The sequence below is a fragment of the Myxococcus sp. RHSTA-1-4 genome (assembly GCF_020037125.1).
GTDB lineage: Bacteria > Myxococcota > Myxococcia > Myxococcales > Myxococcaceae > Myxococcus.
The window spans coordinates 160421-181765 of the sequence record NZ_JAIQDG010000004.1; the positions used below are offsets into that span (position 1 = coordinate 160421).

The 21345-nt window shown below is 71.2% G+C and carries 17 protein-coding genes; 7 read left to right on the top strand and 10 right to left on the bottom strand.

Going from position 1 to position 21345, the window contains the following annotated elements:
• Positions 1–3: 3 nt before the first annotated feature.
• Positions 4–1005 (bottom strand): hypothetical protein, encoded by a 1002-nt coding sequence (locus K8638_RS08340; protein WP_223753901.1) that lies wholly within the window; start codon positions 1003–1005, stop codon positions 4–6.
• A gap of 1 nt (position 1006) precedes the next feature.
• On the bottom strand, positions 1007–2776 hold the full coding sequence (locus K8638_RS08345) for a hypothetical protein (protein WP_223754074.1): 1770 nt from the start codon (positions 2774–2776) through the stop codon (positions 1007–1009).
• A 346-nt stretch (positions 2777–3122) separates the two neighbouring features.
• Here K8638_RS08345 and K8638_RS08350 point away from each other — a divergent pair, with 346 nt between their 5' ends.
• Positions 3123–4139: a hypothetical protein gene (locus K8638_RS08350; RefSeq protein WP_223753902.1), complete on the top strand. Its 1017-nt coding sequence runs from the start codon at positions 3123–3125 to the stop codon at positions 4137–4139.
• Between the two features lie 87 nt (positions 4140–4226).
• Here K8638_RS08350 and K8638_RS08355 read toward each other — a convergent pair whose 3' ends face one another.
• Entirely contained in the window at positions 4227–4961 is a 735-nt protein-coding gene (locus K8638_RS08355) for a sigma-70 family RNA polymerase sigma factor (RefSeq protein ID WP_223753903.1), read from the bottom strand.
• On the opposite strand from K8638_RS08355, the gene K8638_RS08360 reads away from it, so the two are divergent.
• Positions 4960–7839, top strand: a complete 2880-nt coding sequence (locus tag K8638_RS08360) for a serine/threonine-protein kinase (protein WP_223753904.1) — start codon at positions 4960–4962, stop codon at positions 7837–7839. The genes K8638_RS08355 and K8638_RS08360 overlap by 2 nt on opposite strands.
• A gap of 17 nt (positions 7840–7856) precedes the next feature.
• On the opposite strand, the gene K8638_RS08365 is transcribed toward K8638_RS08360, so the two are convergent.
• Entirely contained in the window at positions 7857–8912 is a 1056-nt protein-coding gene (locus K8638_RS08365) for an MBL fold metallo-hydrolase (protein ID WP_223753905.1), read from the bottom strand.
• A gap of 58 nt (positions 8913–8970) precedes the next feature.
• Complete coding sequence (locus tag K8638_RS08370) at positions 8971–9141, bottom strand: hypothetical protein (RefSeq protein ID WP_223753906.1); 171 nt, start codon at positions 9139–9141, stop codon at positions 8971–8973.
• A gap of 247 nt (positions 9142–9388) precedes the next feature.
• On the opposite strand from K8638_RS08370, the gene K8638_RS08375 reads away from it, so the two are divergent.
• Both K8638_RS08375 and K8638_RS08380 read left to right on the top strand, forming a co-directional pair.
• Positions 9389–10615, top strand: a complete 1227-nt coding sequence (locus K8638_RS08375) for a cytochrome P450 (RefSeq protein WP_305071149.1) — start codon at positions 9389–9391, stop codon at positions 10613–10615.
• Between the two features lie 22 nt (positions 10616–10637).
• A complete protein-coding gene (locus K8638_RS08380) occupies positions 10638–11105 on the top strand; it encodes a carbonic anhydrase (RefSeq protein WP_223753907.1) in 468 nt (155 codons plus the stop codon).
• Between the two features lie 117 nt (positions 11106–11222).
• On the opposite strand, the gene K8638_RS08385 is transcribed toward K8638_RS08380, so the two are convergent.
• The 3 genes from K8638_RS08385 to K8638_RS08395 all read right to left on the bottom strand — a co-directional run bounded on the left by K8638_RS08385 (position 11223) and on the right by K8638_RS08395 (position 15981).
• Positions 11223–11930, bottom strand: a complete 708-nt coding sequence (locus tag K8638_RS08385) for a hypothetical protein (protein WP_223753908.1) — start codon at positions 11928–11930, stop codon at positions 11223–11225.
• 257 nt (positions 11931–12187) lie between these two features.
• A complete protein-coding gene (locus K8638_RS08390) occupies positions 12188–14488 on the bottom strand; it encodes a hypothetical protein (RefSeq protein ID WP_223753909.1) in 2301 nt (766 codons plus the stop codon).
• A 365-nt stretch (positions 14489–14853) separates the two neighbouring features.
• Positions 14854–15981: a hypothetical protein gene (locus K8638_RS08395; protein ID WP_223753910.1), complete on the bottom strand. Its 1128-nt coding sequence runs from the start codon at positions 15979–15981 to the stop codon at positions 14854–14856.
• Between the two features lie 115 nt (positions 15982–16096).
• Between K8638_RS08395 and K8638_RS08400 the strand changes: the two genes are divergently transcribed.
• Genes K8638_RS08400 through K8638_RS08410 form a run of 3 tightly spaced genes read left to right on the top strand, consistent with a single transcriptional unit; the run spans position 16097 to position 18529 of the window.
• Positions 16097–16711 (top strand): hypothetical protein, encoded by a 615-nt coding sequence (locus K8638_RS08400; RefSeq protein ID WP_223753911.1) that lies wholly within the window; start codon positions 16097–16099, stop codon positions 16709–16711.
• On the top strand, positions 16708–17724 hold the full coding sequence (locus K8638_RS08405; protein WP_223753912.1) for a DUF2071 domain-containing protein: 1017 nt from the start codon (positions 16708–16710) through the stop codon (positions 17722–17724). Before K8638_RS08400 ends, K8638_RS08405 begins: the two co-directional genes overlap by 4 nt.
• 46 nt (positions 17725–17770) lie before the next feature.
• Positions 17771–18529: a murein L,D-transpeptidase family protein gene (locus K8638_RS08410; protein ID WP_223753913.1), complete on the top strand. Its 759-nt coding sequence runs from the start codon at positions 17771–17773 to the stop codon at positions 18527–18529.
• Between the two features lie 2 nt (positions 18530–18531).
• On the opposite strand, the gene K8638_RS08415 is transcribed toward K8638_RS08410, so the two are convergent.
• Complete coding sequence (locus K8638_RS08415) at positions 18532–19713, bottom strand: ABC transporter substrate-binding protein (RefSeq protein ID WP_223753914.1); 1182 nt, start codon at positions 19711–19713, stop codon at positions 18532–18534.
• A 46-nt stretch (positions 19714–19759) separates the two neighbouring features.
• On the bottom strand, positions 19760–21139 hold the full coding sequence (locus tag K8638_RS08420; protein WP_223754076.1) for an FAD-binding oxidoreductase: 1380 nt from the start codon (positions 21137–21139) through the stop codon (positions 19760–19762).
• Positions 21140–21345: the final 206 nt, after the last annotated feature.

Genomic DNA, 21345 nt, shown 5'->3' on the forward strand with positions numbered 1-21345 from the left:
GCCTCAGTAGAAAATCCAGTGCGGGTGGCGGATGAAGTACGAGCAGACGCCCACATAGGCCGGCTCGGTATCCGTGGGCGTCGCGAGCGGCACGAACACGTCCTGGTACAGCGCCTCCACCTGGGCGTCGGTGAACCGCTCGCCCAGGAAGTGCAGCGACCACCGCCGCAGCGTGGCCTTCACGTCCTCGGGGTTGGCGGTGCGCGGCGTGCCCGTGGAGAACAGCGCCTGATTCCCCGTCTTGGCCAGCGCGCGGCGGCACCACCGCTGGGAGACCTGCGTCAGTGTGAGCACGAAGGACGGAGCCGCGCTCCGGTCCTGGGACACCTGGTTGAGGACGGAGCCGCCCCCCAGCGCGTGATAGCGCTCCGCGGTGGCGTTCTGCCTCGGCGTGGGGAGGGCATCCGGCGGCTGCAGCGGATAGAAGTCGTCGCCCCGCGACTCCGCCATGGGAATGCCGTACTCGTTCGCCGCGGTGAAGAAGTCTTCGTGGCTCAGGCCCAACTGCTGGTAGAGCGCCCGCTGCATCTGGGTGGCGCTGAGGCGGGTGATGCGCGGCGCGTCGGGGTCCGGACGCGAGTCCCGCTGCTGCGTCGCGAGCCCCTGAATCCACGCGCGGACCTCGGCCACGGACAGTGTCGCCGTGCCGTCCGCGACGAGCTGGGCATAGGACTTCTGGCCAATGGGCATCTGCTTGAACGCGCCGGTGCCCCGGCCTTCCAGCAGCCGCACCAGCTCGCTGTCGTCCGGGCTGCCGGGCTTCACCATCCGGACGTCGGACACCAGCAGGGCCTGGAAGGTCTCGGTGGACGCGAAGTAGCCGCGCGCGCCCTGCGCGTGGCAGCCCTCGCAGTGGGGCTTGAGGCCCTGCATGATGCGCACCGTCTCCGAGGTGGCCGGCGTGGAGCACGCCGCCTGTCCCTGCGCGCGGAGCGCCTGCGGGGCACCTTCCCCGCCACACGAGAGCAACCCGGACATCACGAGGAGGAATATGAAGCGGTTCATGTCAGCGCCCCCTCTGGAACAGGTTCGACTGGGTGAGTGACTTGACGAAGGGCCGGACCTTGCGTCCTCCCGCGACGAAGCGCGCCACCTGGTCGTCCAGGTAGCCCGCCTCTCTCGCCGGGTCGATGTCCCGTCCCATCACCTGGGCATGCAGGTGCCGCACGACACACCGGTCGAAGGTGCCCGCCGCGACGATGAGCTTGGCGAAGCCGAGCGGGCCCACCGTCCCGTCACTGACCTGCCCGAGCAGGGTCTGCTCCGGCGGCAGGAAGTCGAGGAAGAGCGCCTCGGGGTTCGCCTGCGCCTGGGCCTCGGTGACGGGCGTGAGCAACGTGTCGGGCGTGTACCACCGGTTCCAGTGGCTGAACGGGTCGCCCCCGTAGGGGTACGCACCCGCGCGCCACCGCGCCGGCCAGTGCCACACCGTGCCGACACCGGGCATCAGGTACTTCGCGCCCCAGCCCTCGAAGGCCGCGCCCTGCTTCGCGTAGCGCTTGAAGTGGATGGCCGCGGGGTCGAGCCGGCGGTGGCAATGCTGGCACGGCCCCTCCGTCCCCGGGTCCCTCCGGTACTCGTTGAACCTCTGCTCCGAGGGCGGCGCGAGGACCTCGCACGCCAGCGTCTCCAGCGCCCGGGCGCCGCGCACGCGCTCACGCGGGTAGGCCGTGAGGAAACCCAGGCTGGTGAGCATGCCCGCGGCGGGAATGCCCCGCGAGGCGGCCGTCTGGGTGCGGGGGTCGAACCGGTAGTCGCGCTCCGCGAGGAAGAAGGGGTTGCGCGAGGGGACCTGGTACTCGCGCCACGCGAGCGGGTCTCCCTGGGCGTGCTCGGGGTCCACCGGCGCGTCGGAGAAGCGGGACGGCCGCCACCACGAATCGTCGTCGAGCAGGCTCGTCACGCCTCCCGCGAGGCCCTGCATCACATAGGCGGCCTGGAGGCGGGTCGGCGCGACGGAGTAGGTGCCGAGGATGAGGTCCGTCGCCGGCCGGTCGTGCCACGCGAGGTGGGCGAAGAGGCGGGCGGGCTCCTCGGAGACGAGCCGCCGCTGGCCCTCCGGGTTGTGGGCCACGTAGTCCTCGTGCCCCGGGTACTGCTGGTAGTCGGCATGGCACAGCACGGCGTTCGGGCCACAGCCGCAGGTGCCCTCCGGGCCGGAGGTGGCGCAGGCAATCGTCACGGGGTTGCCGTTGACGGACGTGGTACCGGTGGCCGAGGTGCTGGCCGCGAAGCCCACCAGCGTCACCGTCGTGCCGGGCGCCCACCACGGCTCGATGGAGCGCTCATCCACCGGCGAGCCATCCGCCTTCTGGCCGCTGCACGCAGACGTGTCGCCCCGGACGTACTTCCAGGCACCGGCCCTGGCCGTGCCCGCCGGACACCGTTGGATGGAGCGCTGCTGCTGCACCCCGTACTCCGGCGCGTCGGCGGTCCGCGGGGTGAGCGGAAGGTTGAACCAGTCTCGCGCCTGCTCGAACATCGTCCGGTAGAAGGAGGGCTGGTGCAGCATCCGGTCGACGAAGGCGTCGACGAACGCCCGCTGCGCGGCCTCGTCGCCCGCCGCCTCCAGTTCCGCATACTCCTCGTCGGTCGGGGGAGTGCCGCGCAGCGCGAGCGAGGCACGCCGCAACAGGCGGCTCGGCGTGAGGACGTCGCTCTTCTCGCCAGCGTCGGAGGTGTCCGTGGGAGGGGGCTCGACACAGCCCGCGTCCTGGGAATCTCCAGGCGGGTCATTGGGCGCGTTGCCTCCACCGGAGCAGGCCACACAGACCATCAAGGGCAGGGCCCACCAGAGAGGACTCGCGGTGGGCAGCGGCCCGCGACGCGGGGCAGGTGGCGCCTGGCGAGCGTTGCGTACGTTCGAGATGCGCGGGTTCATCCGCCGCCGCTGAGCAACTCATGTGCCACGGACTCACGACGCCGGAGTCGCGCCCGAGCACCATGGCGGGCGACACGCGCGCTTCGAGCGATTGCGGGGGCCGGCCGGGGGATGCGCCCCACACGTTGGGGTTCCTTCCCCACAGTCGCCCGCCAACGCTGGCAGTCGTGTAGCCGGCATGTCGGTGTGCCGGTGTATCAAGCCGTCTCCATTTGCTGTTTCACCCCGAGGAGCTCCCCCGATGCGTCGTCTTGGCTCGACCCTTCTTGCCGTGAGTCTGTTCGTGGGTTGTGGTGGTACCGACACCCAACCGTCTTCCCCTGAGTCCGTCGAGCGCCAGCAGGCGCCGCTCACCGAGACGGACGTGGATGTCGCCCCGGAGTGCCAGGGCCTCCTCACCTTCGTGAACACGGCGCCATTCGAGACGCTGGATGCGTATCTGCCGAGCGACGTCGTCACCAACCTCGTCACCCGGCGTACGGCGCTGCCCTTCGTGTCGCTGGAGGACGTCTCCTCCGTCCGGCTGGTGGGCGAGAGCCGCCTCGCGGAGCTCGAGCTCGGCGCCCGGACCGAGGGCTTCATCGGCCCCTCCTGCATCGGCATCATGGACGAGCTGGCCATCTCCGCCGACGACGAGGCGGCGATGGTGGCGCTGGTGAACGGCATCAGCTCCACCGAGCTGCATGACATCCTGCCGTACGCGTGGAATGGCGCGGTGAACCTCCTCAACCTGCGCCCCTTCACCTCGGCCCGTGCCATCTCCAATACGGCGGGCATCGGCGTGGAGAGCCTCCGCGACATCCGGAACGCCGCCACGCTGAGCCGGCCCCTGGAGCAGCTCATCAACGCGGTGAACGCGCTGCCGCAGCCTGACTTCGGCGCGAAGATGGCCCGCCACTTCGACCGGTACGACATCGTGTGGAGCCAGGGCAGCTACCGGCTCAACTACCTGGAGTGCTTCGGCCTCGACCCGAACCACCTTCCCTACGGGGCGAGCATCCGGCCGAACCTGGCCGACGCCGCCGAGGTGCGTACCGAGGTCGAGAGCTCCGTGAACCATGCCAACCGTCGCGGCCAGCTCTCCAGCAGCGTGATTGCCAGCGGGATGGCGAACCTCGACGCGCGGATCGCCGGGCGCTCGTTCAAGGGCTGCTACTTCGGCTACTCGAACGACCCGTGGAGCGGGAACAATGTCGCGTTCTTCGTCGACACGGAGTCCGGCTTCAGTGTGCTGACGGAGACCTACTGGACCGAGTAACGGACAGGAGCGGCAGTCCCCCTCGGCCGCCACCCGGCGTCGAGCCGCGTGGCGGCACCGGGCCACCTGCCCGCACATGGCCGTGAATCAGCCGGGCGTCGGTTCGCGCATCGCGGAGCGGATGCTCAGGTCGAGCTGGCTCTGGAGCTCGTGCAGGAGGCTGCCGAGCGCGGGCGTGTCCACGCCGATGCGGGCCGCGAGGCGCGCGCGGACCTCGCCGCGCAGCCATTCACGGGACTGTGCGAGCCAGCGCTTCACCGTGGAGCGGTCGACGCGATAGGCCCGGGCAATCTCGGCCGTGCCCAGCCCGTCCACCAGGTGCAGCCGCAGCAGCGTCCGCGCCCGGGGCTCCAGCGCCTTGAGCGCCTCCTGGAAGGACTCGGTGAAGTCCTTGCGGTAGCGGTCCTTGATGTAGCGCCGGTCCGCCTCGTCGGCGGGAGAGACGGCCTCCTCGAGCCTGGAATCGTCCAGGCCGACCGCGACCTTCCGCTCGCGGAGAAGATTGAGGGCGGTGCGCAGGGCGGCCACGCGGAGCCAGGCCAGCAGGGAGCCCTGCCCGCCGTAGTCGGCGATGCGGGGAGGCCGCTCTCCGCTGGGCAGGAAGAGCTTCACGCGCAGCAGCTGGAGGGCTTCCTCCGTGGTGGCGATGTCCATTCCCCGCTGGAGCAGGGACTTCCGGAGCGGGGGGATGAAGCGTGACTCGAAGCCGGCGAGCGCCTCCGCGTCGCCCCGGGCACAGGCTCTCGCGAAGGCCAGGTCTTCCTGAAGGTCCGTGCCGTTCATCGTCACCGCCACCCACGTCGGGTATCTTGCGCCCGCCATGGACTGTTTCGACACCCGACAGCTCTTCGCCTTCGCACAAGGTGAGATGGGCGCCGAAGCAGCGGTGTCGGTGGAGCAGCATCTTGATTCCTGCGCCGTCTGTCGAGCGCTCGTCGCGGAAGCCGCCCGTGCTCCCAGCGGAGCGCGGACAGCGCCCTCCAGCCCCCCACACGCGGCGTCGGGGCCGGTCCACTCGTGGCTCGAGCGAGGCGCCCTCCTGGGCCGCTACGTGGTGCTCGAGCGCATCGGCGCGGGAGGGATGGGGGTCGTCCACGCCGCGTACGACCCCGAGCTGGACCGGCGGGTCGCGCTCAAGCTGATCCGCATCGACGCGGTGAGCCCGGCGAAGCAGGAGCAGGCCCAGGCCCGGCTGCTGCGGGAAGCGCAGGCCACGGCCCGCGTCGTCCACCCCAACGTCATCACCATCCATGACGTGGGCCGTTTCGGCGAGCACGTGTTCCTGGCCATGGAGCTGGTGGACGGCACCACCCTGCGCGAGCACATGCACCGCCAGCGCGGCCCGGGGCGCTGGCGTGAGCTGCTGGGGCTGTTCCTCCAGGCGGGACGGGGGCTGGCCGCGGCGCACGCCCAGGGACTCGTCCACCGGGACTTCAAGCCCGACAACGTCCTGGTGGGCCGCGACGGGCGCGTGCGCATCACCGACTTCGGCCTCGCGCGCATCATCGAGGGCATGGACGACGCCCGGGAGCCGGCTTCGGGGGACCTCCGGCACGGGCTGCTCACACGCTCGGACCTGGTGCTGGGCACGCCGGCCTACATGGCGCCGGAGCAGACGCGAGGGGAGCTCTCCGACGCCCGGAGCGACCAGTACAGCTACTGCGTCGCGCTCCACGAAGCGCTGTATGGGAAGCGGCCTTCCCCTCCCGCTCAGGCGAACGGTACCGGTGGGGAGGAAGTGAAGCGGGCCTCCGGTCCCCGGCCACCGCGCGACTCCGGCGTACCGGCGTGGGTGCATCGAGCCATCCTTCAGGGGCTCTCCGAGTCGCCGGAGGCGCGACATGCCTCCATGGACGTGCTGCTCCGGCGACTCAGCGCCGCGCCGGGCGCGAAGTGGCGCCGGGCCGGCGTGGCCGTCGCCGCGGGCCTGGCGCTCGTCGCCGGGGGAGCGGTCCTCCACCGGTCCACGTCGGGGGACCCGTGTGGAGGCAGCGAGCAGGCGCTCGCCGGCGTCTGGGACGCGCCCCGGAAGAGCGCCGTGCGGGCCGTCTTCGAGGCCAGTCCCCTGCCCTACGCCCGCGGCGCCTGGAGCGAGGTGGAGCGCACGCTGGACGGCTACTCGCGGGACTGGGTGGCCGCGAGCCACGAGGCGTGCGTGGCCACGCGGGTGGCGGGGCACCAGCCGGAGCGGCTGCTCGACCGGCGTGTCGTCTGCCTGGACCAGCGGCTCAAGGACCTGGCGGCCGTGGTGGACACGCTGGCGGCCGCGGACGCCCAGGTCATCCAGAACGCGGCCCGCGCGGCCCATGGCCTGGAGGGTCTGGCCCCGTGCGCGGACATCGCGACCCTCGCCTCTCCCGAGCCCCCTCCCCTGGATGACGAGACCCGGCGCCGGATGGAAGACCTCCGGACCCGGCGTGCCACGGTGCGGGCGAAGCTCAACGCCGGTCAGGTGAAGCTCGCGCTGGAGCTCGCGCCGGCGGTGGCCCGGGAGGCCCACGACGTGGGTTACGGCCCCCTGGAGGCCGAGGTCCTCGACCTCTTCGCGGAGACGCAGGGGCAGGCGCGTCAGTACCGGGAGGCCATCCGGACGCTGCACCGGGCCATCCAGGCGGCGGAGGCGAGCCGGCATGACCGGCAGGCCGCGGAGTCCTGGGCCGGGCTGGTCCGGCTCCTGAGCTTCGTGGGCGCGGACCTGGACCCGGACGAGGAGACTCCACGCCACGCGGCGGCGGCCCTGAAGCGGCTGGGAGGCGATGCGCGAATCGAGGCCACGCTCTCCATGAACCTCGCCAGTCTGCATCGCGCCCGGGGCCGGATGGAGGAGGCCCTGGCGGAGAGTCACCGCGCGCTCGACATGGCTCGGAAGGTCTACACCGCGGAGGAGCCGGAGCTCGCCACGGCCCTGCTCAGCGTGGGCCAGATGCTCGGGCTGCTCGGGCGCCCTGAGGAGGGACTTCCCTTCCTGCTCGAAGCGGAGTCCGTCTACGGAAGGACCTATGGCCCGGAGCACCCCAACCTGGCCGTTGTCCTGGACACCATCGCCGTCCACCATGTGCAGGCCGGCGCCCCCGAGCGGGCGCTGGAGCATGGGCGCCGGGCCCTGGGCATCTTCCAGCGCGTCTACGGCGACGAGCACCCGATGACGGCGGGGACCCTCCACAACCTGGGAGGCTTCCTGCTCGAGCTGGACCGCGCGGAGGAGGCGCTCCACTCCTTCGAGCGCGCGGCGAAGATCCGGGAGAAGGAGCTGGGGCCCCGGGACGCGAAGCTCGCGGCCTCGCTGTCGGGCATGGGGCGCGCGCTCGCGAAGCAGGGGCGCTACGCGGAAGCGGCGGAACATCACCAGCGCGCGCTCGCCATTCGTGAAGCGGCCCTGGGTCCGGAGAGCCCACCGGTGGCCATCGACCTGATGGGGCTGGGCAGGGACTTCCTGGGGCTGAAGGCGCCGAGAAAGGCCCGCGCGCCGCTGGAGCGCGCGGTCGCACTCCTCGAGCGCCAGCCGGCCGGGACGTCCGATGACGACCTGGCGGATGCGCGCTTCGCGCTCGCCCAGGCGCTCGCGAGCGAGGCCGGGGAGCTGGAGAAGGCGCGGCGGCTCGCTGACGCCGCGCGCGAGTACAACCGGAGGTTCCCGCGAAAGCGCGCCGCGGAGCTCGCTGAAATCGAGCGGTGGATGGCGGCGCGCGCCGCGCGATAGCAGACCCGCCGTCTCCCCTACCCGCCCGTCGCCGGCCGCATCGCCAGCTCCACCGCGCCCACCTCGCGCCACCACGGCGTCGCTCTCTCCACGTGCGCGGGCTCGGCGGCGGAGCCCAGGCGCGGCGTGAAGAGGCGCACGCGCTGCTCCTCGGCCAGACGCACGAGCGTCTCCGCCGGCTCGTCCCAGGCGTGGAGCGCCAGGTTGAAGGTGCCCCAGTGCACCGGCATCAGCAGGCCGCCGCCGAGCATCGCGTGCGCCTTGAGCGCGTTCTCCGGCCCCAGGTGGATGCCGCCCCAGCTCGGGTGGTACGCGCCCACCTCCAGCATCACCAGGTCGAAGGGCCCGTGCCGGCGGCCAATCTCCTCGAACTCCGACGTCAGCCCCGTGTCCCCGCTGAAGAAGACGCGGCGCCTGTCGGTGGTCAGCACCCAGGACGCCCAGAGCGTCCCGTTCCGGTCCCCCAGGCCCCGGCCGGAGAAGTGCTGGGCGGGCGTGGCCGTGAAGCCCACCGGCCCCACCCGCGCCTCCTCCCACCAGTCCAGCTCGGTAATCAACTCCGGCGCCACCCCGTACGCCTCCAGGTGCGCACCCACGCCCAGGGCGGTGATGAACGGCACCCGCCGCTTCGCGAGCGCGGCGATGGTGGCGCGGCACAGGTGGTCGTAGTGGTCGTGCGACACCAGCACCACGTCCAGCTCCGGCAGGGACTCCAGCGGCACCGGCACCGGGTGGAACCGCTTCGGCCCGGCGAAGGCCATCGGCGAGGCACGCTCGCCAAAGACGGGGTCGGTCAGGATGCGCGCGCCGTCCAGCTCCAGGAGCATCGTGCTGTGGCCCAGCCACGTCACGCGGAAGCCACTCTCCGGCCGGCGCGTCCACGCCTCCAGCGGGCTCAGCAGCGGCAGGGGCGCGGGGGGCGTCCGCTGCGCGCCCTTGAAGAAGTACTCACCCAGCAACGGCAGCGGGTTGCCCTGGATGCCGGGGCCAACGGGCGCCGTGTTGCGGAAGCGGCCGTCCGCGAACTGCCTGGAGGCGCGCACCCGCTCGAGTCGGAGTCCAGAAAGAGCCATGGCGCGTGTCTAACGCCTCCGCGCTCCCCTGGCCACCCGGCCCGTGTAAAGAAGTGTGTCAGCGGCTGTCGCGGCGCTTCTGCTGGCGCGCCTGCTCCGCGCGGAGCGCGCCCCCGATGCGGCGCCCCGCCACCTGCGTCATCTTCGAGACCGGGTTGCCCTGCTTCTTGGGCCAGGGCGGACGCCAGCTCGACGTCGACGCCTTGCCGGGGAAGTTCTTGTTCTTCATGGGCTGTGTCCTCATGAGTGAAGGCTGACATGCGGCGCGGTGCCTGTCAGCCCGGCAGGGGGTGGACCCCCTCCAGGGGTGACACCACCCCCATCATGTGCATGCCCCTGGGCCCCTGAAGCCGGGCGGCCGGCCCGCCGAGCCCCCGGGGCCATCCATGGGGTGTCTCGGACCGGGACGCGCGTGGCCCGGACGCCGGTACCGGACGTTCCCATGGCCAGGAATGGCCTTTTCCTTCGTATCCTCCTTGACTGGCCCCACCCGCGAGACGCCCACGATGACCGCCCGCTACAACCTGCTGTCACCCGAGCTGAAGACCAACCCGTACCCCGCGTACGCGGACCTGCGCCGCAACGCCCCGGTGTGCCAGGTGGACCCGGGTGGGATGTGGGCCGTGTCCCGGTACGAAGACGTGATGCACGTGCTGAAGAACCCGCAGGTCTTCTCGTCCAAGGGCTTCGGCGCGGCGACGAACCCGCCCTGGCTCGGCGGCAACCCGTTCTCCGAGTCGATGCTCGCAATGGACCCGCCCCAGCACGGGCGGCTGCGGGGGCTCGTCTCCCGCGCCTTCGGCGTCACCGCCATGGCCCGCATGGAGCAGCGCGTGCGCACCTTCGCCCGAGAGGCCGTGGTCGAGCTGCCCCTGGACCAGCCCTTCGACATCATGCCGCCCTACGCCCTGCGCATCCCCGCCAGCGTCATCGGCGACCTGCTGGGCGTGGAGCCCGCGATGCACACCCGCCTCAAGCGGTGGGCGGACCTCATCACCGGCGGCGTCACCACCGTCCGCCCGGACGAGGAGGACCGCAAGCAGCTCGCGCGCGACGCGGTGAAGGAGCTGAAGGGCTACTTCGGCGAGCTGCTGGACCGGCGCCGCGTGGAGCCCGGTGAGGACATCCTCAGCGACCTCGTCCGTGCCCGCGTGGAGGGCGAGTCCCTGACGAAGGACGAGCTCATCGCCTTCTGCTCCCTGCTGCTCGTGGGCGGCATCGAGACCGCGGTGCACATGCTGGGCGCCTCGCTCGTGGTGCTGCTGGAGCAGCCGGAGTTGCTGGCCACGCTGCGCGCGGACCGCTCGCGCATCCCCGCATTCATCGAGGAAATCCTCCGCTACGAGCCGCCCGCGCAGGCCGCCCCCCGCGTCACCACCCAGGACGTGGAGCTGGGAGGCGTCCACCTCCCCGCGGGCTCGCGCGTGCTGGTGCTCATCGGCTCGGCCTGCCATGACGACGCGCAGTTCCCGGACGGCGACCGCTTCGACATGGACCGGCCCGGTCCGCAGAACCTGCCCTTCGGCCACGGCGTGCACTTCTGCCTGGGCGCGCAGCTCGCGCGCATGGAGGGACGGCTGGCCCTGGAGACGCTGCTGGACCGGGTGGGCCGGCTGGAGCGCGGCCCCGAGCCGATGACGTGGCACCGCACGCTGGTGGTCCGCGGCCCCGCCACCCTCCCCATCGTGCTGCACCCGGCCTGACGTGGCGGATAAGGTGGAGGGTATGTCCGACGAACAGCCCTTCATCTCCAAGGTCCCCTACGAAGAGACGCACCCGACGGTCCTCGCCATCTACTGCTCGGACGGGCGGTTCACGGACGGCGTCGAGGACCTGGCGCAGGCGCTGGGACACGACCGCATCGACACGCTCACGATTCCCGGCGGCCCCGCGCTGCTCAACCGCTGGGTGGCGGACTACCTGGAGAGCGACGTCGTCACCCGCGCCGCGCGCTTCCTCATCGAGGGCCACCACATCACCGAGGTGCTGCTGCTGGCCCACGCGGGCTGCGGCTACTACCGGGCCCGGCACGGCGCCCTGGGCCCGGAGTTCATCGCCGAGCAGCAGATCACCGACCTGCGCCACGCCGCCGAGGAACTGCACAAGGCGTACCCGCACATGACGGTGCGCCTCTTCTTCGCCCGCCCTGGGGGCGGGCGCATCCACTTCGAGCCCGTGCCCGCGAAGGCGTGACTGAGGCGCAGCCACGTCTCCAGCCCCAGGCCCACCAGCAGCGACAGGCAAACACCACGCCTGATTCCGGCGAAAGGGAGAACAGCGTTCTCCCCAGGCGACAGTCACCCTCCGGGACTATGCGCGGCGCCAACCACCGACGGTGTGGCGGCGGTGCCCGTACGGGTCGCGGCGGTCCTCACGCGTCTCGCGGCGGTCCTCGCGCAGCTCGCGCCGGTCCTCGCGCAGCTCCTGCTTTCCATCACGAAGCTCCTTCTCACCGAGCTGGATGAGCTCCACGATGAGGTCGCGCTTGCGGTGCAGCGCCCCGCCCTGCCGCATTCCCTCGATGGCCGCCAGCTCGCGGGCAATGGCCTTGCGCGTGCGCAGCATGGCCGCCTCCGCCCTCACGTCCCGCGCGTCGTCCCGCGCGTCGCGCCGGTCGTCCCGCAGGTCCTTCCGGTCATCCACGTTGCGCCGGCGCCACCCCGCGTCGTCGCGGGCCTCCCACCGGGCCCCGCGCACCTCGCGGTAGCTGCGCCGGGCCTCGGCCCGGTCCGCCTCCAGCTCGGCGTGGCTCTCCGCCAGCTCGGCGCGGAGCAGCTTGCGCAGCGTGGCTTCCACCTCGGACATGTCGCGCTCGTTGCGGCGGGACCAGGCGCTGTCGAAGCGCGTGAGGACGCCGCGCAGTTCCTCCAGGTCGCGGCGGTCGTCCCTCACCTCACGCCGGTCCTGACGAATCTCGCGCCGGTCCTGCGCACGCTCCGTGTGGTTGCGCCGCTCCTGGGCCTGCGCACTGCCAGCGAAGAGAAGGGCGGCGACCAGTGCGGAAGAGATGCGGTTCATGGCGGTGTCCTCATGGGCTCTCGGGCCCGCTGTCCTGTTCTTGAAGATGGACGGGAGGCGTCCGCCTTTATTCGAACAGTCCCTGAGCGAGGGCCGGGGGCAGTGGCTCCCGCTCCCGGCAGGTCCAGGCGCCGAGACCTCGAGGGGACCGGCTGCCACGTCGTGGAGGCCACATCGGGGACGGAGGCCCTGAAAGAAGAAGGGGCCCGGACCTGCGTGGTCCGAGCCCCCGTCACTTCAGGCCGGTGTGGCCGGGATTACGGCCGCAGCTCCCAGACGGAGCGGCCGTACGTGGCGGCGCGCACCAGGCTGGAGTCCGGGAGGATCTGCACGTCCGTCACGTTGACCAGCGGCATGCCGGCGCCGAAGCGGGTCCAGGAAGCGCCCGCGTCGGTGGAGCGGTACACGCCCAGGTGCGTGGCGGCGTACAGCGTGACGTTGCTGCCCGGGTCCACGGTGACGGTGTTCACCGGCACGCCGGCGGGCAGGCCATTCTCGATGACCGTCCAGCTGGCGCCGAAGTCCGTGGACTTCCACAGGTGGTTCTTCGTGCCGTCCGCGGCCACCGAGCCGACGTAGATGACGTTGGCGTCGGTGGGGTCGAAGGTGATGTCGCTCAGGCTCAGGCCGTTGTTCGGCAGCGCCGCGGCCTGGGTCCAGGTGGAGCCGCCATCGTTGGTGAGGAACACGCGGCCGCCGTTGGCCACCGTGCCGATGACGTTCGCGTTCGACTTCGCCGCGCCCACGTTGCGCAGGTAGAGGCTGGTGGTGGGCAGGCCGCTCGTGCCGAGCGCCGTCCACGAGCTGCCGAAGTTCGTGGACTTGTACACCTTGGCGTTGGTGTGGGTGAACACGGTGTTGCCCGTGGCGTCAGCGGGGCCCAGCGCCATGCGGGTGACGAACGGCGCGCTGCTGCTGTTGTTGCACTCGGTGATGCCGGAGCACGAGGACACCCAGTTCAGGCCGCCGTCGGTGCTGCGCTGGATGCGCGAGTAGTACAGCGAGCCCAGCATCAGGCTGGCGTTGGTGGGGTGGATCTCGCAGTCGAAGCCGTCGCCGCCAATCTCCTGGTTGTAGACGCCGGTGTCACCCACGCGCACGCGGGTGCCGTTGTCCTGGAGGCCCGCGATGACGGCGTTGCGGTTGGCGCCGGAGATGCCGATGTCGTAGATGAGGTGCGAGGCGATGCCCACGTTGAGCGCGTCGCTGAAGGTGGCGCCGCTGTCGCTGGAGACGTGGATGCCGCCGTCATTGCCGACGTAGAGCTTGCCGGACGCGTCGAAGGCCGCGGCGTGGAAGTCCGCGTGCACGTACGGCAGGCTGAACTGGCCGAGCCAGTTGGTGACCTGGTAGTACGTGGTGCCGCCGTCCGTCGTCTTGGCCATGTGCAGCGCGCCGCCGAAGAACACCAGGTTCGGGTTCGTCGGGTGGACGACGATCATGTGGTCGTACCAGCCCTGGCCGTTGAAGATGGTGCTGACGGTGCGGCCCTCGGCGTTGCCGTTCTTGTAGCGCTTGCCGCCGGCGGACAGCGCCGTCCAGCTCGTGCCGCCGTTGGTGGACTTGAAGATGTCCGCCAGGCCGCCGCTGGGGTTGGCCGCCAGCGCGTACAGCGTGTTGCGGTTGGAGGGCGCCGAGGCGATGGTGATGCGCTCGATGCCCGCGCTGGAGGTGATGCCGGTGCTGCGCGTCCAGGTGGCGCCGTTGTCGCTGGAGACCCAGATCTGCCCCTGGTTGGTGCCGCTGGCCGCCGCCGGGTCCGCGTCGATGGCGGCGACGAACTTCGTGCCACCGGCCCACTCGATGGACCAGCCGTACGCGGCGCCGGTGTAGCCGGTGCTCAGGGAGATGGCGGACCAGGTCGCGCCCGCGTCCACCGAGCGGAACAGGCCCGCGTTGGTGGCCGCCAGCACGATGTTGCTGTTGCCCGGCGCCACGATGAGGTCCGGAATCTCCGTGGCGCTACCCAGGTACACCGGGTTGAACCAGGTGTTGCCGCCGTCCGTGGACTTCACCAGGCCGATGCCCGTGCCGTCGAACGGGTCGCCCAGGCCCACGTACAGCGTGTTGTTGTTGTTGGGGTCCATCGCCAGCGAGCCCGTGGACAGGCTGCCCAGCGTATCGGACTTGGGAGTCCAGGTCGCGCCGCCGTCGGTGGTCTTCCAGACGCCGCCGCCGGAGAAGGCGACATAGATGATGGACGGGTTGGTCGGGTCGATGACGATGTCGCGGACGCGGCCCGTGTCCGTCTTGTTCAGCGAGTAGCTGCCGTTCTGGATGTAGTCGGACTTCGTGGGGCCGATGTTCACCCACGTCGTGCCGGTGGCGGCCAGCGCGGCCGTCGGGTCGCCCGAGGCGGTGATGGAGGTGGCGGTGCCCGGCAGCAGCGACGAGTACTTCGCGCGCTCCTTCGCCGCGGCCTCGTTCATGTGCCTGCGGAACTCAGCCGACCACGGGCCGCCCTTCTTCGACTTGCCGTAGGTCTTGCCGTACGACTCGTTGTACCACTCGTCCATGGCCCGCCGGCGGCCGTTGGGATCATCCTTCTCACCCGCCATGGAAGACCCACTCAGGACCACTGCCGCTGCTGCGACCAACCGGTGCCATTTCTTCAGCTGAGACATCCTCGCTCCTGACGGTGATGGGGGACGACGTGCTGTGGGGGGGAGACGGTTCAATGATAAAGGATTTTTCCTTTAAATAGAATCCCGCAAGGAATCCCTGAAATCGTTTTGAAATCAAAATAGCCGAGACATTTGTGTCTCCAGGCCGGGTCGCGCGGTCGGAGAAGACCCTCCGCGCTTGCGGGAAATTCGGCGAGTAAATTTTTCGGGGGACCCCGCATCCCCTCGTTCGGCCACATCCCCTGGCCGAACGAGGTGGACCCTCCCGGCTCCGAGGTCCGCCCCCGGGCCGCACATCCTCAGGCGCTGACCCGCCGTTCCTCCCAGCGCTCCAGCCACTCGCCCGCGGCCTCCAGCGCGTGGCCCGCCGAGACACACAGGGGCACGATGAGAATGAGCAGGTACTGGGCCCACTTGGTGGGCCAGGAGAGCACCACCACGAGCCCCATCACCAGCCAGACGAAGTGGAACCGGTCGCGCTGGAAGAGACGGGGCAGTCCCAGCAGCGCCAGCGCGGTGAGGCTCACGTTGAAGAGCCGGAGGGTGCTCAGCGAGTTTCCGTAGAGGAAGTTCTCCGCGGGCCCCAGCGGCATCGCCAGCCAGGCCAGGGGCTGCCACACCGGCCACGCGCGCGCCTGGACGTAGCCGCCTTGTGAGAAACCGACGTGGTAGTCCAGCACCCGCGACAGGAGCGTGAGCGGCGCGGGCCACAGCACGGGGTTGAGGGCGAGGAAGGTCGCCAGCGACAGCACGCCCCAGGCGAGCAGCGGCCGCCACCACCCGCCCCGCCGCTGGCGCAGGGCCGCTCCCACGGCGTGGGCCACCACCACCAGACCCACCACGCAATAGACGAACTTGGAGGCCGCTGTCATGCCGAGGAAGAAGCCGGACAGCCCCAGAGCCCCCCAACGCGCGGCCCCGGGCGGCGCCTCGCGCCAGCGCAGGTAGTAGCGCGCTACCAGCAGGCTGGTGAGCAGCGGCAGCGCCTCCAGATAGATCTGACTGGTGTACTTGATGCCGAGCGGATGCAGCGCCAGCGCCAGCCCCGCCAGCGGATGCGCCAGCGCCAGCACGAGCACCGCGAGCGTGCCGAACAGGACGGAGATTCCACGCGCGGTGCCGCCGTACCTCAGGCCCACGGGCCGGGAGAAGGTGTTGCCCTGGAACACCTCGCGCTTTTCCGGCACCGGCCCCAGCGACGCGATGGCGGCGCCGTACACCAGCTTGAAAAACGCCGGGTGCTCCATGTTGAGCGTGTACCGGGGGATGTCCGCCCAGCGCCCGTCGCGCATCAACCGTGCGTAGTCCAGCCCCGCGCCGAGATAGAACGGCTCGTCGTAGTCCATGGGCTGCGCGAGGGCGCCCCACAGGCGCATGGCCAGGCCCAACAGGGTGATGCCGGCCACCTGCCTGAAGCGTCTCGTCACGGGGCTCCCGCCTGGGCGCTGGGAGAGGCGCCGCCGGGCACTCTACCGCCCCGGGCCTTTCGCCGGGAGCGGGCCCCAGCAGGACGCGTGGCGGTGGCATACACTGCCGCGCACGATGAACCGCGCAGAAGCGAACCAGGCCCTCGAGCTCATCCGGCGCGTCGTCGCCCAGGCTCGCGACGACACCGCCTTGCAGAACTGGGGCGTCATCTGGATGCTCCACGCCTTCGTCAACGCCGGGGGCTTCGTGGGTACCCACTGGCTCTGGAGCCAGGGCCACCGCGTGCCCGGCCCCTACGCCCTCCTCTGGGCCGGACTGCTCGGCTTCAACATCCTCACCATCTTCATCCTGAAGCGCGGGCAGACGGCTGGAGCGCGCTCCTTCGTCGAGCGGCAGATCTGGGCCATCTGGACCACCTTCATCGGAGGCATGGTGCTGGTGGCGCTCATCAACTGGCTGCTGGGATTGGACCGGCTCTTCATGCCGGCGATGGCCTGCGTCCTCTTCGCCACGGCGTTCTCCATGATGGGGGCGCTGATGGGCCGCGTCTGGTTCCTGGTGGCCGCCGCCTTCGCGCTGGCCGCGCTGGGGATGACCCGGGTTCCGGACCAGGCCTTCCTCGTGCTGGCGGGGCTGTGGTTCGCCGTGCAGTTCGGCGGCGGGTTCGCCCTCCACCGCGCCCGCCTGCGCAGGCTGGCCTCGGGGAGCGTCGGGGCACGGCTGGTATGAGCCCGGAGTCGCTCGCGGCGCTGGTGGCGCTGGCCGTGGAGCCGCTCGGGCTTCCCGAGGAGTCGCTCCGCCAGCGGCTGGCGGACGCCGGGGTGAAGGACCCGGGCGCGGTGTTGCGGGGGCTCACCGGCGCGGGACTGGCTCGCGCGGAGGGACGCCTGTGGTCGCTGAGCCCGGCGGGACACGAGGCCCTGCGCCTGGCGCACGATGCGCTCGCGGGAGCGCATGACCCGAGCCCCACCACGCCGGGCATGGAGGAGTGCCCGTCAGTGCCCTGGCTCACCCAGGTACAGACGCACTGGGTGGAGGCGGTGTCCATCAACTACGCGGTGGAGCCGGAGCGCCTGGCCCGCCTGCTGCCCGCGCCGCTGGAGCCGGAGGTATTCCACGGCACCGCGTGGGTGCAGGTGCTGATGTCGTCCCTGCGGGACATGCGGCCCCAGGGGCTGATTCCGCTGCTGGGCGTGTGCTTCTACCAGGTGAGCTACCGCGCGGCGGTGCGCTACCGGAACGCGAACGGGGACTGGCGGCGCGGCGGCTACTTCGTGCGCAGTGAGACGAACGACCCGGTGATGCGCCGCGTGGGCAACGCGCTGAAGGAGTTCAAGTTCCACGAGTTCGGCGAGGCGCGGATGGTGATGGCCCGCGAGGGGGACCTGCTCACGACCACGGTGGACCCGGAACCGGAGTTCCCCGGCGGCCGGCTGGTGGGCGTCTTCGACACGCGCCCGAGCACCCTGCCCCCCGCGGGCAGCGTGTGGCGGGGGCTGGAGGACCTGCACGAGCCGCTGGTCGAGTGCTACGACGCGCTCGGCGTGGCGGAGGGGTTCGTCTACGTGCTCACCATCGACCGCGAGCCATGGAACGCGCGCTTCGTCAGGCCCGTCCAGCTCTACTGCGAGTACTTCGACGAGGGGCCGCTGGCTCCGGGCGCGAGGCTGGACTCGGTGCTGCACCTCACCGAGTGCGCCTACCGCTGGAGACCCCTGAGGAGGGAGCGGCATGCACGCTGAGCAAGGCCCGGGGAACGGCCGGCACACCCGGGGTGTCCCAGGCGGCATGAGGACGCTTGCCACCTGCCTGCTGATGTTCTTCGCCCTCTCCGCACACGCGGAGCCCCCCCGGGTCGCCTCCGCGAGGAAGAGCAAGGCGCCCGTCGTCGCCGGGCTCTTCAAGGCCGCGGGGGTGGCCTGGCCCCCGGAGCAGATGTACGTGCGGGCCTTCAAGCACGAGCGCGAGCTGGAGGTCTGGGCGGGCGCGAAGGCGGGCCCGCTGGTGAAGGTGAAGACGTACCCGTTCTGCGCCGCGTCGGGCGAGCTGGGGCCGAAGCGCCAGCGCGGCGACCTGCAGGTACCCGAGGGCTTCTACACCATCGACCTGTTCAACCCGTGGAGCGACTACCACCTGTCCATGCGCGTCAGCTATCCGAACGAGGCGGACAAGCGCCACAAGACGGCCGCGGACCCGGGAGGGAACATCTTCGTCCACGGTGACTGCGTGAGCATCGGCTGCATCGCCATCGAGGATGAACCCATCCAGGAGCTGTACCTGATGGTGCTGGACACCCGCGAGAAGACGAAGCGGAACGTCCCCATCCACATCTTCCCGCGCCGGCTCGATGACAAGGGCATGAAGGCCCTGGAGGGAGGCCGTTCGAGCACCGACCCGCTCGTGGCGTTCTGGCGCAGCCTCCAGCCGGCCTACACCTTCTTCGAGGAGGCCCGGCACCTCCCGGTGACGTCGGTGGACCCGAAGACGGGCGCCTACGTGGTGAAGCCGGCGCGCCAGGCTCGCGGTGCGAGCAGCACGCGCCGGTGACGTCAGGGCGTCACGGCGGCGGCGAACTTCCGCTTGCCGTCGCGGATGGTCAGGATGACGGCGGGCTTCACGGGGTTGCGATTGGCATCGAGCGTGAGCGTGCCCGTGGCGCTGGGGAAGTCCTTCGTGGCGGCGAGCGCGTCGCGGATGGCGGGGCCGGTGAGGGACTCCGCCCGCTCCATGGCCGCGAGCGCGACCCGGGCGGCGTCATACCCCAGCGCGGACGCGGCCTCGGGTGAGCGGCCGTAGCGGGTGCGGAACGCGGAGATGAAGCGCTGCAGCTCCGGCGCGGGGTTGTCCTCCGCGTAGTGCGACGAGTAGTACGCGCCCTCCAGCGAGCCGCCCGCCAGTTCGAAGATGCGGTCGGACTCCCAGCCATCTCCGCCCAGCAGGGGCTGCGTCATGCCCAGCTCGCGGGCCTGGCGGGCGATGACACCCACCTCGCTGTAGAAGCCCGGCAGGTACAGGGCCTGCGGCTTCACCTTCTTCACCGCCAGCAGCGGCGCGCGGTAGTCGGTGTCACCCTTGGCGTAGCTCTCCACGGCGACCACCGTGCCGCCCAGCTTCTTGAAGGCGTCCTGGAAGGCCTCGCTCAGACCGAGCGAGGACGCGTTCTTGGCGTCGTGCAGTACCGCCACCCGGTCCAGCTTGAGGTTCTCCCGGGCGAAGCGCGCCATGGCGCCTCCCTGGAAGGGGTCGATGAAGCAGGTACGGAAGATGTAGTCGCCCTTCTTCGTCACGTCCGGGTGCGTGGAGGAGGGCGTCACCATGGGCACCCGCGCCGCCTGCACCGCGTCCGCGATGGCCAGCGAGCCGGACGACGTCACGTCCCCGAGGATGAGCACCACGCGGTCCTGCGTGAGCAGGCGCTGGGCGGCGGCCACGGACTCCTCGATGCGGCCCTGGCTGTCGTAGGAGCGCAGCTCCACCTTCCGGCCCTTCACCCCACCCGCCGCGTTCACCTCCTCCACCGCGAACTGGATGCCGTCGAGCACCACGGTGCCGAACGACGCCTCCGAGCCCGTGAGACTGCCGAGGGTGCCGATGACGATGGGGCCCGACCCCGAGGCGATCCGCTGCTGGGGGGCGGCCTGCTGCGCCGGCGGCGCTGCGGGCGGAGCCTTCCGCTCGCAGGCGAGGGCTCCCAGGGCGAGGGCGGCGAGGAGTGGAACGAGGCGGGGCATGGGGTGTCTCCGGGGGCGTACTCTGGCACGGACGCCGGCCCGGAGGTCAGAACACCTTGCCGGGGTTGAGGATGCCGAGCGGGTCCAGCGCGGCCTTGATGGCGTGGTGGAGGCGGAGACCTCCCGGGCCGAGCTGCTCGCCCAGGAAGGGGCGCTTGAGCGCGCCAACGCCGTGCTCGCCGGTGATGGTGCCGCCCAGCTCGAGCGCGGCGCGGAGGATGTCGTCGAAGGCCGCCCTCGCCCGCTCCAGCTCGGCCGGGTCGTTCCGGTCGAAGACCACGGTGGGGTGCATGTTGCCGTCGCCCGCATGGCCGAAGGTGCCGATGAGCACGCCCCGCTCCAGGGCAATCCGCTCGACGGCGGCCAACAGGTCCGCGATGCGCGAGAGCGGAACCCCCACGTCATCGAGCAGCGTGGCCCCCTGCTTCTCCAGCGCGGGATAGGCGAGCCGGCGGGCCTGCATCAGGAGCTCACCCTCGGCCTCGTCGGCGGAGTGCGCGACGAAGGTGGCTCCGGCGGCCTCACAGGCCGCGGCCATCTGGGAGATCTCCGCGATGCCCTGCTCGCCTCCCGCGTCGGAGCGGGCCAGCAGGAGCGCGGCGGCATCCACGTCCAGGCCCATGGAGCCGAAGGACTCGACGGCGCGGACGGTGGCGCGGTCCATGAGCTCCAGGAGCGAGGGGCGAACGGAGGCCATGATCTCCGTCACCGCCACCCCGGCGCCGACGAGCGTCGGGAACGAGGCCACGAGTGTCGTCGCCTTCGGCGGCCGGGGCCGCAGCTTCAGCGTGGCTTCGGTGATGACGCCGAGCGTCCCCTCGGAGCCGACGAACAACCGGGTGAGGCCGTAGCCAGCGGAGCTCTTCATCGTGCGCCCGCCGGTGCGGACGACCGAGCCATCCGCGAGCACGGCCTCCAGCCCCAGCACGGCATCCCCCGTCACGCCGTACTTCACGCAGCACAGGCCGCCCGCGTTGGTGGCCAGGTTGCCGCCGATGGAGGAGAACTCCCAGCTCGCGGGGTCGGGCGCGTACCAGAGCCCCTGCTCCGCCGCCGCGGCCTTGACCGCCGCGTTGAGCGCGCCGGGCTGGACGACGGCGAACATGCCGCGCCGGTCCACCTCCAGCACCCGGTTCATCCGCGCGAGCGAGAGGACGATGCAACCGTCCACGGCATTCGCGCCACCCGACAACCCCGAGCCCGCGCCTCGCGGCACCACGGGAACGCGGAGGGCGGAGGCGACGCGGAGCGTGGCCTGCACCTCGGCGGTGGAGGACGGGCGGACCAGGACGTGAGGCACTCCGGCCGGAGCCCACTCGGCCTGGTCTCGACGATGCGCTTCGAGGACGTCCGCGTCCGTGACGAAGGACTCGGCCGGCAGTACCGCCGCGAGCTCACGGAGCAGGTCCGCCACGCGCTCCGCCATCACGATGCACCTCCTGGGCTCTTCCTGTTCACGATGACCGCCATTCCTTCAGCCCGGGTTGCCGTCGGGACAGACGCCGGCTACCTTACGGGCATTCCTGCATCCTCGCAGCCGGTCTCGCCAGCCGGCCCCAACTCGGCGTCTGGAGTGTCCCCAATCCCCAGTCTGGTGTGGTCCTCGCGCGAGAACATCCGCGCGCAACTGCT